The sequence below is a fragment of the Streptomyces sp. RLA123 genome (assembly GCF_056270165.1).
Genome location: NZ_JBWDOR010000003.1, coordinates 3789538 through 3804622 on the forward strand (window position 1 = coordinate 3789538; position 15085 = coordinate 3804622).

Consider the following 15085-nt stretch of genomic DNA (forward strand, 5'->3'; position numbering starts at 1 on the left):
GTGGCCTGACCATGGCGAGACAGCAGCACAGCAGCCAGGACCGCGAGGGCGCCATCCCCGACGGGCTCATCCTCGGCGTGATCGGCTTCCTGCTCGGCATGACGATCCTGGTGTGGACGGGCACCGGGATAGCCGGATTCCTGTCCCACGGCGCCTGGCCGGCCGACGTCCACTTCACCCGGACACCGCCGGCCATGCGCCACCTCATCGCCCAGCCCCACGACATCGCGGGGGCCTGGGCCCCCGCCCCCGTGGCGGGCCTGCCCGGCTCGGGCCTCTTCTGGGGCGTCTTCATCGGGCAGTTGATGGTGCTCTTCGTCCTCACCGTCTTCGTCATGGGGGCCATCGCGCGCACCAGGCTGCGCCATGCGGCCCGCCGCGCGGCGGCCGAGGCCGCAGCGGCGACGGTGCCCGCGCAGAACGTCACGGCCCCGGCCACGGCGCCGGTGCCGGCTCCGTCCCCCGCGCTGGATCCCCCGCTGGATCCCCCGCTGGACTCCGCCGCGGATCCCGCCGTGGGTCCCCTCCCCGCTCCGGTGCGCGCCGGGCCCCCTGCGGCGGCCGAGGTCTTCGCGGACCGTGAACTCACCCGCACGTACGCCGTCTTCGCCCCGCAGCGCGGCGACAAGGGCAAGCGCCTGGTCCAGCCCGCCGTCCTCAACGCCGCGGGCCCGGTCGTCGTGACCACCGCCGACCCCGACACCTTCCGCCGGACCGTCGGCAACCGCGCCAAGCTCGGCCCGGTCCACATCTTCGACCCGGCCCACCTCGTCGACACGCCCGCCCGGCTGCGCTGGGCGCCCCACACGGGCTGCGAGGACGTCCCCACGGCCATCACCCGCTCCCGGGCCCTGCTGTTCCCCGTACGGCCCCGTGCGAGCCTCGACGCGGCCCTGTACGACGCCGCCGAGACCCTGCTGCGCTGCTGGCTGCACGCCGCCGCCGTGGACGGCCAGCCCTTCCGCCAGGTCCACCGGTGGGCGAGCGGCACGAACGGCCAGGACGCCGTACGCATCCTGCGCACCCACACCCGGGCCGCATCCGGCTGGAGCGGCGAGCTGGAGTCCGTACTCCACGCCCACGCCGACCGCCGCGACGCCGCCCAGGCCCTCGTCCACCGGGCCCTGGAGTCGCTCAACTCCGTCCACATCAGGGACGCCTGCAACCCCGGCCGAGCCGACTCCCTCGACCTGGAGTCATTCCTGACGGATCTGGGCACGCTTTACGTGGTGGGCGAACCCAACGAGGACCCGCGAACCCACCCGGGTGCGATGCCGCTGCTCACCGCACTCGTCTCGAGCGTGGTCGAGCACGGCCGGCGCATGGCCGCGAGGTCACCCGCCGGTCGGCTCGACCCACCACTCACCCTCGTCCTCGACGACGTGGCCGCCCTGGCGCCGATCCCCGAGCTCCCGGACCTCCTCGCCACGGGCTCCGCCACCGGGCTCCCCACCCTGGCCGTGCTCCGCTCCCCCGAGCAGGCCCGCGACCCCTGGCGCTCCCCCGTCTGGCAGCGCGCCGACACCCGCCTCGTCCTCGGCACCCAGCCGCCGGCCCTGCTCGACGAGATCCCGGACGCGGTCCGACTCCCGTAGGCGGCCTCATCCCACAGGTCCGTGGGCGCCCCTGATCAACTGACACGCACCGTGTTAGCGTTCCGCGTCCCGCCTTCCCGCAGGCCAGGCCGCGGACGGGAATTCCGTACCGCACAGTTGATGAAAAGGTACGCATGAGAGCGCACATACGAATCCGCACCACGGCAACCCTCATGGGGGCCGTGGCCCTCGCGGCGTTCGCCTCCCCTTCGGCCGAAGCAGCCGACACCGGTATCACCGTGACGAAAATCGTCATCAACAACGGCAAGCCCATCGTGCTGGGCCTGTCAGGCGACTGGCGGCCGCCGATCAGTTTCCGCATCACGTTGCCTTCCGGATACAGCACGGCACACTCGGACGCCTACGACGCGCATCCGTTCCTCTACCACGGCACCACCGCCGCCAAGGGAGCCGACAACGGCGGCCTGTACGTGGGTGGTTACACCTGCTTCGAGGACGGATCCAGGGCAGCGGACTGCGAGGGTGACCTCAACATCCAGCCGCGCTACGACCTGGATTCGAACAACGACGCCACGACCTGGAAGATCGGTGTCGCGGCCCGCCTGTTCAAGAGCAACGGCAACCTCAAGGCCGAGGAGTACTGGACGGGTCCCGGCAGTGTCCAGGTCAAGAGGAAAGCCCAGGCCACCGTCAACGCCTCTCCGGAGCCGGTGACCAAGGGCAGGACACTGACGGTCACCGGTAGCCTCACCCGCGCTGACTGGGTGAAGCACAAATACACCGGCTACGGCAGCCAGTCGGTGAAGCTGCAGTTCCGCAAGAAGGGCAGCTCGGCCTACACCACCGTCAAGACGGTGAAGGCCGGCTCCACCGGCGCCCTCAAGACCACCGTCAAGGCTTCGGTCGACGGTTACTGGCGCTGGTCGTTCGGCGGCACCTCCACCACCGGCCCCGTCAACGCCGCCGACGACTACGTCGACGTGCGCTGACCTTCGCCTCCAGGGCCCGGGCCGCGGCACGCTTCCGCTCCGCGGCCCGGGCCCCGCGGCTACGTACGGTCCAGCGCCATCTCGTACTCGGTGCGGGACGCGTCCAGCGGGAACGCCATCGTCCGCCCGGTCCTGACGAAGCCGATCCGCTGGTAGAACGCCCGCGCGCGGTGGTTGTCCTCGTGCACCCACAGCCGCACGCGCCGGACCTCCTCCGGCAGTCCCCATGACCATTCGACCGCCGCGCCGAGCAACTCCGCGGCCAGCCCGCCACCCCGGAACTCCGGTCGCACGTACACCCCGACCAGATGCGTCTGCGGCACGTCGTACTCCTCGCCGATCTCGACGAGCACGGCAACGTTCGCCACCCGCTCGCCGGCCTCGTTCTCCGCGATGAACGACTGTGTCCGCGCCCGCTCCTGCCACACCTGGTCCGGGAAACCCGCCTCGGTGTCATACGTGTTGACGAACGCCACACCACTCACGGGGTCCTTGAGTGCCTCCAGCCGCAACTCCCGCTGAGCACGCCATTCGTCGGGACGGGAAGCTCGTATCGCATAGGTCGTCATGGCGCGATGGTACGCAAAAAAGCCCCGGCCCCCGAGTGATGAAACTCGGGAGCCGGGGCTCAAAAATTGTTCGGCGGCGTCCTACTCTCCCACAGGGTCCCCCCTGCAGTACCATCGGCGCTGAAAGGCTTAGCTTCCGGGTTCGAAATGTAACCGGGCGTTTCCCTAACGCTATGACCACCGAAACACTATGAAACTGTCGAACCGGCACCGGCACAAAAAAGCCGGGGTTCGTTGTTTCAGAACTACACAGTGGACGCGAGCAACCTACGGACAAGCCCTCGGCTTATTAGTACCGGTCAGCTCCACCCATTACTGGGCTTCCACATCCGGCCTATCAACCCAGTCGTCTACTGGGAGCCTTAACCCCTCAAGGGGGTGGGAGTCCTCATCTCGAAGCAGGCTTCCCGCTTAGATGCTTTCAGCGGTTATCCCTCCCGAACGTAGCCAACCAGCCATGCCCTTGGCAGGACAACTGGCACACCAGAGGTTCGTCCGTCCCGGTCCTCTCGTACTAGGGACAGCCCTTCTCAAGACTCCTACGCGCACAGCGGATAGGGACCGAACTGTCTCACGACGTTCTAAACCCAGCTCGCGTACCGCTTTAATGGGCGAACAGCCCAACCCTTGGGACCGACTCCAGCCCCAGGATGCGACGAGCCGACATCGAGGTGCCAAACCATCCCGTCGATATGGACTCTTGGGGAAGATCAGCCTGTTATCCCCGGGGTACCTTTTATCCGTTGAGCGACGGCGCTTCCACAAGCCACCGCCGGATCACTAGTCCCTACTTTCGTACCTGCTCGACCCGTCAGTCTCACAGTCAAGCTCCCTTGTGCACTTACACTCAACACCTGATTGCCAACCAGGCTGAGGGAACCTTTGGGCGCCTCCGTTACACTTTAGGAGGCAACCGCCCCAGTTAAACTACCCACCAGACACTGTCCCTGATCCGGATCACGGACCGAGGTTAGACATCCAGCACGACCAGAGTGGTATTTCAACGTTGACTCCCCCAAGCTGGCGCTTGGAGTTCACAGTCTCCCACCTATCCTACACAAGCCGAACCGAACACCAATATCAAGCTATAGTAAAGGTCCCGGGGTCTTTCCGTCCTGCTGCGCGAAACGAGCATCTTTACTCGTAGTGCAATTTCACCGGGCCTGTGGTTGAGACAGTCGAGAAGTCGTTACGCCATTCGTGCAGGTCGGAACTTACCCGACAAGGAATTTCGCTACCTTAGGATGGTTATAGTTACCACCGCCGTTTACTGGCGCTTAAGTTCTCAGCTTCGCCCCGACGAATCAGAGCTAACCGGTCCCCTTAACGTTCCAGCACCGGGCAGGCGTCAGTCCGTATACATCGCCTTACGGCTTCGCACGGACCTGTGTTTTTAGTAAACAGTCGCTTCTCGCTGGTCTCTGCGGCCACCACCAGCTCGGGAAGCAAGTCCCCTCACCAGCAATGGCCCCCCTTCTCCCGAAGTTACGGGGGCATTTTGCCGAGTTCCTTAACCACAGTTCACCCGAACGCCTCGGTATTCTCTACCTGACCACCTGAGTCGGTTTAGGGTACGGGCCGCCATGAAACTCGCTAGAGGCTTTTCTCGACAGCATAGGATCATCCACTTCACCACAATCGGCTCGGCATCAGGTCTCAGCCTTAATGAGTGGCGGATTTGCCTACCACTCGGCCTACACCCTTACCCCGGGACAACCACCGCCCGGGCTGGACTACCTTCCTGCGTCACCCCATCGCTCACCTACTACCACCTTGGGTCACCGGCTCCACCACTCCGACATCATCCGAAGACTCAGCCGGCGGCTTCACGGGCTTAGCATCAGAGGGTTCGACGTTGGCGCTTCAAAGCGGGTACCGGAATATCAACCGGTTGTCCATCGACTACGCCTGTCGGCCTCGCCTTAGGTCCCGACTTACCCTGGGCAGATCAGCTTGACCCAGGAACCCTTAGTCAATCGGCGCAAGAGTTTCCCACTCTTGTATCGCTACTCATGCCTGCATTCTCACTCGTGAACCGTCCACGACTCCCTTACAGGGCCGCTTCACCCGGCACACGACGCTCCCCTACCCATCACAGCCTCCGTTGGGAGTATTGCTGCAATGACACGACTTCGGCGGTACGCTTGAGCCCCGCTACATTGTCGGCGCGGAATCACTTGACCAGTGAGCTATTACGCACTCTTTCAAGGGTGGCTGCTTCTAAGCCAACCTCCTGGTTGTCTGTGCGACTCCACATCCTTTCCCACTTAGCGTACGCTTAGGGGCCTTAGTCGATGCTCTGGGCTGTTTCCCTCTCGACCACGGAGCTTATCCCCCGCAGTCTCACTGCCGCGCTCTCACTTACCGGCATTCGGAGTTTGGCTAAGGTCAGTAACCCGGTAGGGCCCATCGCCTATCCAGTGCTCTACCTCCGGCAAGAAACACGCGACGCTGCACCTAAATGCATTTCGGGGAGAACCAGCTATCACGGAGTTTGATTGGCCTTTCACCCCTAACCACAGGTCATCCCCCAGGTTTTCAACCCTGGTGGGTTCGGTCCTCCACGCGGTCTTACCCACGCTTCAACCTGCCCATGGCTAGATCACTCCGCTTCGGGTCTTGGGCGTGCGACTAAAGTCGCCCTATTCGGACTCGCTTTCGCTACGGCTACCCCACACGGGTTAACCTCGCCACACACCGCAAACTCGCAGGCTCATTCTTCAAAAGGCACGCAGTCACGACATACAAGCAAGCTTGCATGCGACGCTCCCACGGCTTGTAGGCACACGGTTTCAGGTACTATTTCACTCCGCTCCCGCGGTACTTTTCACCATTCCCTCACGGTACTATCCGCTATCGGTCACCAGGGAATATTTAGGCTTAGCGGGTGGTCCCGCCAGATTCACACGGGATTTCTCGGGCCCCGTGCTACTTGGGAGTTGTACAAGCAAGCCGTTGATGTTTCAGCTACGGGGGTCTTACCCTCTACGCCGGACCTTTCGCATGTCCTTCGCCTACATCAACGGTTTCTGACTCGCGCAGCCGCCGGCAGACGACTGAAGTACAATCCCACAACCCCGCATGCGCAACCCCTGCCGGGTATCACACACATACGGTTTGGCCTCATCCGGTTTCGCTCGCCACTACTCCCGGAATCACGGTTGTTTTCTCTTCCTGCGGGTACTGAGATGTTTCACTTCCCCGCGTTCCCTCCACATACCCTATGTGTTCAGGTATGGGTGACAGCCCATGACGACTGCCGGGTTTCCCCATTCGGACACCCCCGGATCAAAGCTTGGTTGACAGCTCCCCGGGGCCTATCGTGGCCTCCCACGTCCTTCATCGGTTCCTGGTGCCAAGGCATCCACCGTGCGCCCTTAAAAACTTGGCCATAGATGCTCGCGTCCACTATGCAGTTCTCAAACAACGACCCGTCACCCAGATCCCCCCACAAACGCGAGGCTCTCCGAGTCCGGTCCACAACCGAGAACACTTCCGTGCCCTCAGGACCCAACAGCGCGCCCGACCCGACCAGTCGACAAGATGCGTTCCACGCCCCGAAGGACAGTACTAACACTCACCACCAGCCGTGCCGAATAGTCAACGTTCCACCCATGAGCTGACCACCGCCGAACATTTGCCGGCGTAGTGGCTCTGGACCCCCGAAAGGGTCTAGATGCTCCTTAGAAAGGAGGTGATCCAGCCGCACCTTCCGGTACGGCTACCTTGTTACGACTTCGTCCCAATCGCCAGTCCCACCTTCGACGACTCCCTCCCTTACGGGTTGGGCCACCGGCTTCGGGTGTTACCGACTTTCGTGACGTGACGGGCGGTGTGTACAAGGCCCGGGAACGTATTCACCGCAGCACTGCTGATCTGCGATTACTAGCGACTCCGACTTCATGGGGTCGAGTTGCAGACCCCAATCCGAACTGAGACCGGCTTTTTGAGATTCGCTCCACCTCGCGGTATCGCAGCTCATTGTACCGGCCATTGTAGCACGTGTGCAGCCCAAGACATAAGGGGCATGATGACTTGACGTCGTCCCCACCTTCCTCCGAGTTGACCCCGGCGGTCTCCTGTGAGTCCCCGGCATAATCCGCTGGCAACACAGGACAGGGGTTGCGCTCGTTGCGGGACTTAACCCAACATCTCACGACACGAGCTGACGACAGCCATGCACCACCTGTACACCGACCACAAGGGGGCACCCATCTCTGAGTGTTTCCGGTGTATGTCAAGCCTTGGTAAGGTTCTTCGCGTTGCGTCGAATTAAGCCACATGCTCCGCCGCTTGTGCGGGCCCCCGTCAATTCCTTTGAGTTTTAGCCTTGCGGCCGTACTCCCCAGGCGGGGAACTTAATGCGTTAGCTGCGGCGCGGACGACGTGGAATGTCGCCCACACCTAGTTCCCAACGTTTACGGCGTGGACTACCAGGGTATCTAATCCTGTTCGCTCCCCACGCTTTCGCTCCTCAGCGTCAGTATCGGCCCAGAGATCCGCCTTCGCCACCGGTGTTCCTCCTGATATCTGCGCATTTCACCGCTACACCAGGAATTCCGATCTCCCCTACCGAACTCTAGCCTGCCCGTATCGACTGCAGACCCGGGGTTGAGCCCCGGGCTTTCACAATCGACGCAACAAGCCGCCTACGAGCTCTTTACGCCCAATAATTCCGGACAACGCTCGCACCCTACGTATTACCGCGGCTGCTGGCACGTAGTTAGCCGGTGCTTCTTCTGCAGGTACCGTCACTTTCGCTTCTTCCCTGCTGAAAGAGGTTTACAACCCGAAGGCCGTCATCCCTCACGCGGCGTCGCTGCATCAGGCTTTCGCCCATTGTGCAATATTCCCCACTGCTGCCTCCCGTAGGAGTCTGGGCCGTGTCTCAGTCCCAGTGTGGCCGGTCGCCCTCTCAGGCCGGCTACCCGTCGTCGCCTTGGTAGGCCATTACCCCACCAACAAGCTGATAGGCCGCGGGCTCATCCTGCACCGCCGGAGCTTTCCACCAACCCCCATGCAGGGGAAGGTAATATCCGGTATTAGACCCCGTTTCCAGGGCTTGTCCCAGAGTGCAGGGCAGATTGCCCACGTGTTACTCACCCGTTCGCCACTGATCCACCCCGAAGGGCTTCACCGTTCGACTTGCATGTGTTAAGCACGCCGCCAGCGTTCGTCCTGAGCCAGGATCAAACTCTCCGTGAATGTCTTCACGAGAGCGGCACCATCGGGAGGAATAATCCCGACGTGCCCAGCGTCCTCGCTGTGTTTTTCTTCAAAGGAACCTCGCCCCAGACCGTACGGTCTGAAGACGGGGTATCAACATATTTGGCGTTGACTTTTGGCACGCTGTTGAGTTCTCAAGGAACGGAAGCTTCCTTCGAGACCGTTTCACCGGCCCCTCCGGGCTTTCCCTTCGTTGTCTCCAGCTTAGCAGATCCGATTTCCTTCTCTGCCACCCTCTGGAGGGGGTGTGCCGTTCCGCTCTCGCTTTCCGGCTTTTCCGACTCTATCAGATCGTTTCCGGCCTGATTCCCAGTCAGTGGGGCTTGTCCTCGCGGCCGTTGGGCCGTTCCGACGAGTTGAACGTTAGCGGATCAATGGCGCCCGATGCCAATCGAGCAATTCCGCCGATCCTCATTCCGAAAGCGCGCACGAAAACGAAACGACTACTCGTCGTCCGTTCGGGAGCTTGCTTCGGGATGGCCGCCCGGGAACCGGTGCAGACTGACTGTTCACCGGCGGGCAACCCGGAGAACACTACGGATCGCGGACGCGGGTGTCAAACCGGGTCAGTCAAGGTCCTGGAGCCTGCCGCCGGCGTCGGGCTGGTCGGCCTCGACGCGCCGCAGGAGGCGGGTCAGCAGGTCGCCGAGCACCGCGTGTTCGTCCGGGTCGAGGTCCTGGAGGAGGTCGCCCTCGAAGGCGGCGGCCATGCGCATGGTCTCCAGCCATTTGCCCCGGCCCACGTCGGTGAGCTCCACGATGACGCGCACCCGGTTGGACTCGTCGCGTTCACGGGTGACCAGGCCCTCGGAGACCATCCGGTCGATGCGGTGGGTCATGGCGGCGGGCGTGAGGCCGAGCCGCTTGGCGAGGTCGCCGGGGCCGAGCCGGTAGGGCCGGCCCACCACGACGAGGGCCTTGAGGACCTCCCATTCGGCGGCGGTGATGCCGACGGCCGACAAGTGGCGGCTGTAGCCGACATGGAGGCGCCGGTTCAGCCGGCCGAGTGCCGTGACGATCTTCTCGACCTGAGGATCCACCTCGGGGAACTCGCGTTGGTAGATCGCGATCTGCTCATCGAGGTCCAGCTCCTGAGGGGAGTTGGACTGGCCGTCGCCTGCGCTCGTCATGGCATGAGTGTGCCACGGAACTCATTGGCCCTAAAGACTTCCGTTGTGTACTGTTCAACTTCGAACTTTACTGTTGAAGTCTTAGCATTCGAGGACTTCTGACCTAAGGGATGAGTGTGACCACCGCGATGGGCGCCGCGCTGCGCCGGATCCAGCTGGGCAACGCGCTGAGCGCGTTCGGCAACGGCTTCACGGTCCCGTTCCTGTTCGTCTATGTGTCGCAGGTGCGCGGACTGGGGGCGGGGACCGCGGGTGTCGTGCTGTCCGCCTTCGCCGTGGCGGCCTTCGCCGTGCTGCCCTTCACCGGACGCACGATCGACCGGAGCGGCCCGCTGCCCGTACTGCTGGCCGGGGCCATGGCGTCGGCGGTGGGTGCGCTGGGGTTCGGCCTGGCGACGACCGCGCCGCTGGTGATCGCGGCGTCGGTGGTGATGGGTGCGGGCATCGCGGTGATGCAGCCCGCGCTCGCCACGCTCATCGTGTGGTGCTCGACCCCCGCGACACGGTCACGGGCGTTCGCGACGCAGTTCTTCCTGAACAACCTGGGGCTCGGCATCGGCGGCCTGTTCGGCGGGCTGCTGGCCGACACCGCGCGGCCCGGCTCGTTCACGCTGCTGTTCTCCGTCGAGGCCTCGATGTTCGTCGTGCTGGCCGCGGTGGTGGCCTCCGTGCGGCTGCCGAGGACGGCGCGGATGGAGCCGGTCCCGACGGGGGAGCGCGCGGCAAGCGGGTGGCGGGCGCTGCTCGCGGACCGGGCGATGGTCCGCTTCTGCGTGCTGGGCGGGGTGCTGTTCTTCGCCTGCTACGGGCAGTTCGAGTCGGGGCTCGCGGCCTACGCGGTCGAGGTGACCAAGGTGTCGACGTCGACGCTGGGCATCGCACTGGCGGCGAACACGGCGGCGATCGTGGTCGCGCAGTTCCTCATCCTGCGACCGGTGGAGCGGCGGCGCCGCAGCCGTGTCATCGCGGCGGTGGGCGTGCTGTGGGCCGTGGCGTGGGTGGTCGCGGGGCTGTCCGGGCTCATGGGCGACGCCCACGGGACCGCGACGGCGATGCTCGTCTCCACGTACGCGCTGTTCGGCCTCGGCGAGGCGATGCTGTCGCCGACGGTCGCGCCGCTGGTGGCGGACATGGCTCCCGAGCGCATGGTCGGCCAGTACAACTCCGCCTTCGCGCTGGTGAAGCAGCTCGCGCTGGCCGTGGGTCCCGCGGTGGGCGGGCTCATGGCGGGTGCCGGGATGTACCCGCAGTACATCGTGATGCTGGTCATCTGCTCGCTGGGGGTCACCGTGCTGTCGCTGCGCCTGGGCCGCCGGCTGACGGTCCACCAGGACGCGCCGCTGACGGAGCCCGTGCTGGCGGCGTAGTCCGTCCTCAGACGGGGAGCGCGAACTCGCACCACACCGCCTTGCCGCCGCCCGGTGTGCGCCGGGAGCCCCAGGCGGAGGCGATGGTGGCGATGATCGAGATGCCGCGGCCGGCCTCGTCGACGGGTTCGGCGCGGCGGCGGCGCGGCATGTGGTCGTCGCCGTCGGTGACCTCGATGATCAGCCTGCGGTCGGTGCGCCGCAGCCGCAGCCGCATGGGCGGCACCCCGTGCTGCAGGGAGTTGGCGACGAGTTCGCTCGCCGCCAGGACGCCGAGGTCGACGAGTTCGACGGGAAAGCGCCACGAGGTCAGGACGCCCTGAGCGAAGGCGCGGGCACGGGGGGCCGCCTCGACGCCGCCGAGGAGTTCCAGCGACGCGTTGCGGAAGAGCTCGGAGTCGGTGCCCTCGCGCTGGGGGTACTGCAGGACCAGGACGGCCACGTCGTCGGCGTGCTCCGAGGTGACGCCGAGCGCGCGCAGCAGGCGGTCGCAGATGACCTGCGGGCTGCCGGTGGCGCCGGCGAGGGTGTTCATCAGGGCGGAGACGCCCTCGTCGATGTCCTCGCCGCGGCGTTCGACGAGGCCGTCGGTGTACAGAACAGCGGTGGCGCCGGGCCCCAGCGGCATGGTGCCGGAGGTGTGGACCCAGCCGCCGGTGCCGAGCGGGGGGCCGGTGGGCTCGTCGGCGCGGTGCACGGTGCCGTCGGCGTCCCGGACGACGATCGGCAGGTGACCGGCGGAGGCGTACGCCAGCCGGCTCTCGCTCGGGTCGTGGACGGCGTAGACGCAGGTGGCGATCTGGGTGGCGTCGATCTCGGAGGCGAGGCCGTCGAGGAGCTGGATCACCTCGTGCGGGGGCAGGTCGAGGCGGGCGTAGGCGCGGACCGCGGTGCGCAGCTGCCCCATGACGGCGGCGGCGCGCACGCCGCGGCCCATGACGTCGCCGATGACCAGGGCGGTACGGCCGGCGCCGAGGGTGATGACGTCGTACCAGTCGCCGCCGACGGCGGCGTCGGTGCCGCCGGGCTGGTAGGTCGCGGCGACGCGGAGGTCGTCGGGCTGTTCGAGTTCCTGGGGGAGCAGGCTGCGCTGGAGGGTGACCGCGGTCGCGTGCAGGCGGCGTTCGCTCTCGCGCAGGCGCTCGGCGGCCTGCACCTGGTCGGTGACGTCGGTGGCGAAGACCAGGACGCCGCCGGTGTCGCCGCCGTCCTTCACCGGAACGGGGCTGCACGTGATCGTGAAGTAGCCCTGCCGGGTGGCGGTGGCGACCTTGCGGGCCTTCACGGTGCGGGGCTTGCCGCTGCGGAAGACCTGGTCCATGAGGGAGAGCAGGCCGAGTTCCGCCAGTTCGGGCAGGGCGTCGCGGGCGGGCTCGCCGGGGGTGCGGGTGCCGAAGACCTCCGCGTACGCCTCGTTGACGTAGCCGAGGCGGTGGCCGGAGCCGTGCGTGACCGCGATGAGTGCGGGAAGCCGGGCCAGCACCTCCCGTACGGGGAGCGCGTCGAGGGTGTGCGCCGGCGCGTCGGCGTGGTCGCCTGCCTGGCCGCGTGCCGCGGGGACCGCCCCGCCGGAGGGGGGTTCGGTGTTCGCGGCCGCCGCCTGGGCATTGCGACGTTGTGTTCCGGGGAGCCGGGCGCTCCAGCGCGTGAGGTTCAAACGTCCGATTCCTCGTATTTGTCACTCTTTGCAGGTGCTGACGCACGCATGGTCACAGGCTCCAGTGTGGCCGACCCGCCGCTCCGGGGGAATCGGCGACGGCATCCGCACTGGTCGGTCAGGGCGCGTCGGGTTTACGGCCGGCGCCCGCCGCGAGCTCGAACTCCGCGCGCGGGTTCTCCAGGGAGCCGAGCGAGATGATCTCCCGTTTGAAGAGCCCGGACAGGATCCATTCGGCCAGGATGCGCGTTTTGCGGTTGAAGGTGGGCATCCGGCTGAGGTGGTACGCGCGGTGCATGAACCAGGCAGGGTAGCCCGTGAGTTTGCGACCGTAGACCTGTGCCACGCCCTTGTGGAGGCCGAGGGAGGCGACCGACCCCGCGTTGGCGTGACGGTAGTCGCTCAGGGGCCCGCCGCGCAGGCTCGCGACGATGTTGTCGGCCAGGACCCGGGCCTGGCGCAGGGCGTGCTGGGCGTTGGGGGCGCACATCGCGTCCGGGTCGCCGGAGGCGAGGTCCGGCACGGCGGCGGCGTCGCCCGCCGCCCAGACGTTCTCGGTGCCCTCGACGCGCAGCGTGGCGGCGCACCGGACCCGGCCGCGGTCGCCCAGCGGCAGGCCGGTGCGGGACAGGACCGGGTGCGGTTTGACGCCGGCGGTCCACACGATCGTGCGGGCGGGCAGCCGCGAGCCGTCGTCGAGGACGACCACGCGCTTCTCGCAGGACTCCAGCCGGGTGTTCAGCCGGACGTCGATGTTGCGGCCGCGCAGCTCGCGGACGGCGTACGTGCCCATCTCCTCGCCCACCTCGGGGAGGATCCGGCCGGTGGCCTCGACCAGGACCCATTTCAGGTCGTCCGCCTCGACGTTGTGGTAGTACCGCACGGCGTGGCGGGCCATGTCCTCCAGCTCGGCCAGCGCCTCCACGCCCGCGTAGCCGCCGCCGACGACGACGAAGGTCAGCGCGGCGTCGCGGACCTCCACGTCCCGGGTGGAGGAGGCGATGTCGAGCTGCTCCAGGACGTGGTTGCGCAGGCCGATGGCCTCCTCGACGGTCTTGAAGCCGATGCCGTGCTCGGCGAGGCCGGGGATGGGCAGCGTCCGGGAGACCGAGCCGGGGGCGAGGACGAGGTGGTCGTACGGCAGCCGGAGCTCACCGGAACCCTCCTCCTCGGTGGCGAGGGTGACCACCGTGGCGGTCCCCCGGACGGGGTCGATGCGCCGGGCCTCGCCGATGACCAGCGAACAGCGGTCCAGGACGCGGCGCAGCGGGACCACGACGTGCCGCGGGGAGATGGAGCCGGCGGCCGCTTCGGGGAGGAAGGGCTGGTAGGTCATGTACGGCTGCGGTTCGACGACGACGATCTCCGCCTCGCCGCGCCGCAGCTTCCGCTGAAGACGCAGGGCGGTGTACATGCCGACGTAGCCGCCGCCGACCACCAGGACGCGCGGGATCCCGGACTCGCGGCCCGCGCCGGACGGCTCCTTGAGTGCTGCCATCGTTCCATGAGGCAATGAGCGCTCGGGGTTTGTCCACAGGGCGTACGGCAATGAATGGCTGATTCCTGTTGCCCGGCAGGTCACGGGCGGGCTCACAACCGCTGTGAAGTGCGTTGGCGTGGATCCCGCGGGGCGGGTAATCCGATCGTGGGTAGGTTGCCCCTTCATTCTTGACCTGGCCTCAACTATGTTCGTATCTCGTCGGGGTGTCTCTGCGGCGAGCCGCCGCAGCGGCCCGACGATCTTGGGGTGGGGAGTCTCCGGGGGGAGACGCGATTTCCGGGGGATACACATATGCATATTCACGACCCTCATTGGGCGTCCGTGGCATCGGTGACGTCGGTGGCTACTGCGGTTGATCCCGCGGGCCACAACGGAGGAGGGGCCGGAGGAGGAGGCAGCCGCACGTCTCCGCTCCGGGTCGACGCGCAGCGGAACCTGGAGCACGTGCTGCGGGCCGCGCGCGAGGTGTTCGGCGAACTCGGCTACGGCGCGCCCATGGAGGACGTGGCGCGCCGGGCCCGGGTGGGCGTCGGCACGGTCTACCGGCGGTTCCCGAGCAAGGACGTGCTGGTCCGGCGCATCGCCGAGGAGGAGACGGCGCGGCTGACCGAGCAGGCACGGGCCGCGCTCGGTCAGGAGGACGAGGCGTGGTCGGCACTGTCCCGCTTCCTGCGCACGTCCGTCGCCTCGGGCGCCGGACGGCTGCTGCCGCCGCAGGTGCTGCAGGTGCAGCCGGCGGGAGCGGGGGCCACGGAGGAGACACGGGTGCCGCAGCAGCGCGGCGCGGCGCAGGACGCCGCGTCCGGTGCCGGGGTCGCGGTGCTGCTGGAGGTCGTCGGTCAGCTGGTGGAACGGGCGCGTACGGCGGGTGAGCTGCGGGCGGACGTGTCCGTGGCCGATGTGCTGCTGGTGATCGCCACGGCGGCGCCCTCGCTGCCCGATCCGGCGCACCAGGCGGCCGCCTCCGCCCGTCTGCTGGACATCCTGCTGGACGGTCTGCGGTCCCGTCCGAGTGCCTGACGCTGCCCCGTACGGGTGATGGTGTGCGGTCCGGGGAGTGAAAACTCCCCGGACGGGTGGTTCTGATGTT

8 protein-coding genes and 3 rRNA genes are annotated in these 15085 nt (G+C 66.5%); 4 read left to right on the plus strand and 7 right to left on the minus strand.

Annotation, left to right across the window (positions count from 1 at the left end; translation table 11 throughout):
* Positions 1–11 precede the first annotated feature (11 nt).
* Positions 12–1595, plus strand: coding sequence for a type IV secretory system conjugative DNA transfer family protein (locus tag RV983_RS17270; RefSeq protein WP_475986668.1), 1584 nt, complete (start codon positions 12–14; stop codon positions 1593–1595).
* Positions 1596–1729: 134 nt separating this feature from the next.
* On the plus strand, positions 1730–2545 hold the full coding sequence (locus RV983_RS17275) for a hypothetical protein (RefSeq protein WP_475986669.1): 816 nt from the start codon (positions 1730–1732) through the stop codon (positions 2543–2545).
* Positions 2546–2604: 59 nt separating this feature from the next.
* Here the strand turns inward: RV983_RS17275 and RV983_RS17280 are convergent, their stop codons facing one another.
* The 5 genes from RV983_RS17280 to RV983_RS17300 all read right to left on the minus strand — a co-directional run bounded on the left by RV983_RS17280 (position 2605) and on the right by RV983_RS17300 (position 9470).
* Complete coding sequence (locus RV983_RS17280; RefSeq protein WP_475986670.1) at positions 2605–3114, minus strand: GNAT family N-acetyltransferase; 510 nt, start codon at positions 3112–3114, stop codon at positions 2605–2607.
* 68 nt (positions 3115–3182) lie between these two features.
* Positions 3183–3299: ribosomal RNA gene (gene rrf, locus RV983_RS17285) — 5S ribosomal RNA — on the minus strand.
* A gap of 84 nt (positions 3300–3383) precedes the next feature.
* Positions 3384–6505 (minus strand): 23S ribosomal RNA (locus tag RV983_RS17290).
* 296 nt (positions 6506–6801) lie between these two features.
* A 16S ribosomal RNA gene (locus RV983_RS17295) occupies positions 6802–8319 on the minus strand.
* The 16S, 23S and 5S rRNA genes sit together here, the layout of an rRNA operon.
* A gap of 587 nt (positions 8320–8906) precedes the next feature.
* Positions 8907–9470: a MarR family winged helix-turn-helix transcriptional regulator gene (locus RV983_RS17300; protein WP_475986671.1), complete on the minus strand. Its 564-nt coding sequence runs from the start codon at positions 9468–9470 to the stop codon at positions 8907–8909.
* A gap of 116 nt (positions 9471–9586) precedes the next feature.
* On the opposite strand from RV983_RS17300, the gene RV983_RS17305 reads away from it, so the two are divergent.
* Positions 9587–10837, plus strand: coding sequence for an MFS transporter (locus RV983_RS17305; RefSeq protein ID WP_475990358.1), 1251 nt, complete (start codon positions 9587–9589; stop codon positions 10835–10837).
* Positions 10838–10844: 7 nt separating this feature from the next.
* On the opposite strand, the gene RV983_RS17310 is transcribed toward RV983_RS17305, so the two are convergent.
* Both RV983_RS17310 and RV983_RS17315 read right to left on the minus strand, forming a co-directional pair.
* Complete coding sequence (locus RV983_RS17310; RefSeq protein ID WP_475986672.1) at positions 10845–12494, minus strand: ATP-binding SpoIIE family protein phosphatase; 1650 nt, start codon at positions 12492–12494, stop codon at positions 10845–10847.
* A 118-nt stretch (positions 12495–12612) separates the two neighbouring features.
* Positions 12613–13992, minus strand: coding sequence for an NAD(P)/FAD-dependent oxidoreductase (locus tag RV983_RS17315; protein ID WP_475986673.1), 1380 nt, complete (start codon positions 13990–13992; stop codon positions 12613–12615).
* Positions 13993–14286: 294 nt separating this feature from the next.
* Here RV983_RS17315 and RV983_RS17320 point away from each other — a divergent pair, with 294 nt between their 5' ends.
* Positions 14287–15015 carry a TetR/AcrR family transcriptional regulator gene (locus RV983_RS17320; protein WP_475986674.1) on the plus strand — a complete coding sequence of 243 codons (729 nt, stop codon included), beginning with the start codon at positions 14287–14289 and terminating at the stop codon, positions 15013–15015.
* The last annotated feature ends 70 nt before the right edge of the window (positions 15016–15085 follow it).

Excerpts from the sequence above, each read along its gene's own strand:
- RV983_RS17270 (WP_475986668.1), top strand. The coding sequence starts at position 12 with ATGGCGAGACAGCAGCACAGCAGCCAGGACCGCGAGGGCGCCATCCCC.
- RV983_RS17275 (WP_475986669.1), top strand. The coding sequence starts at position 1,730 with ATGAGAGCGCACATACGAATCCGCACCACGGCAACCCTCATGGGGGCC.
- RV983_RS17280 (WP_475986670.1), bottom strand. The coding sequence starts at position 3,114 with ATGACGACCTATGCGATACGAGCTTCCCGTCCCGACGAATGGCGTGCT.
- RV983_RS17300 (WP_475986671.1), bottom strand. The coding sequence starts at position 9,470 with ATGACGAGCGCAGGCGACGGCCAGTCCAACTCCCCTCAGGAGCTGGAC.
- RV983_RS17315 (WP_475986673.1), bottom strand. The coding sequence starts at position 13,992 with ATGGCAGCACTCAAGGAGCCGTCCGGCGCGGGCCGCGAGTCCGGGATC.
- RV983_RS17320 (WP_475986674.1), top strand. The coding sequence starts at position 14,287 with ATGCATATTCACGACCCTCATTGGGCGTCCGTGGCATCGGTGACGTCG.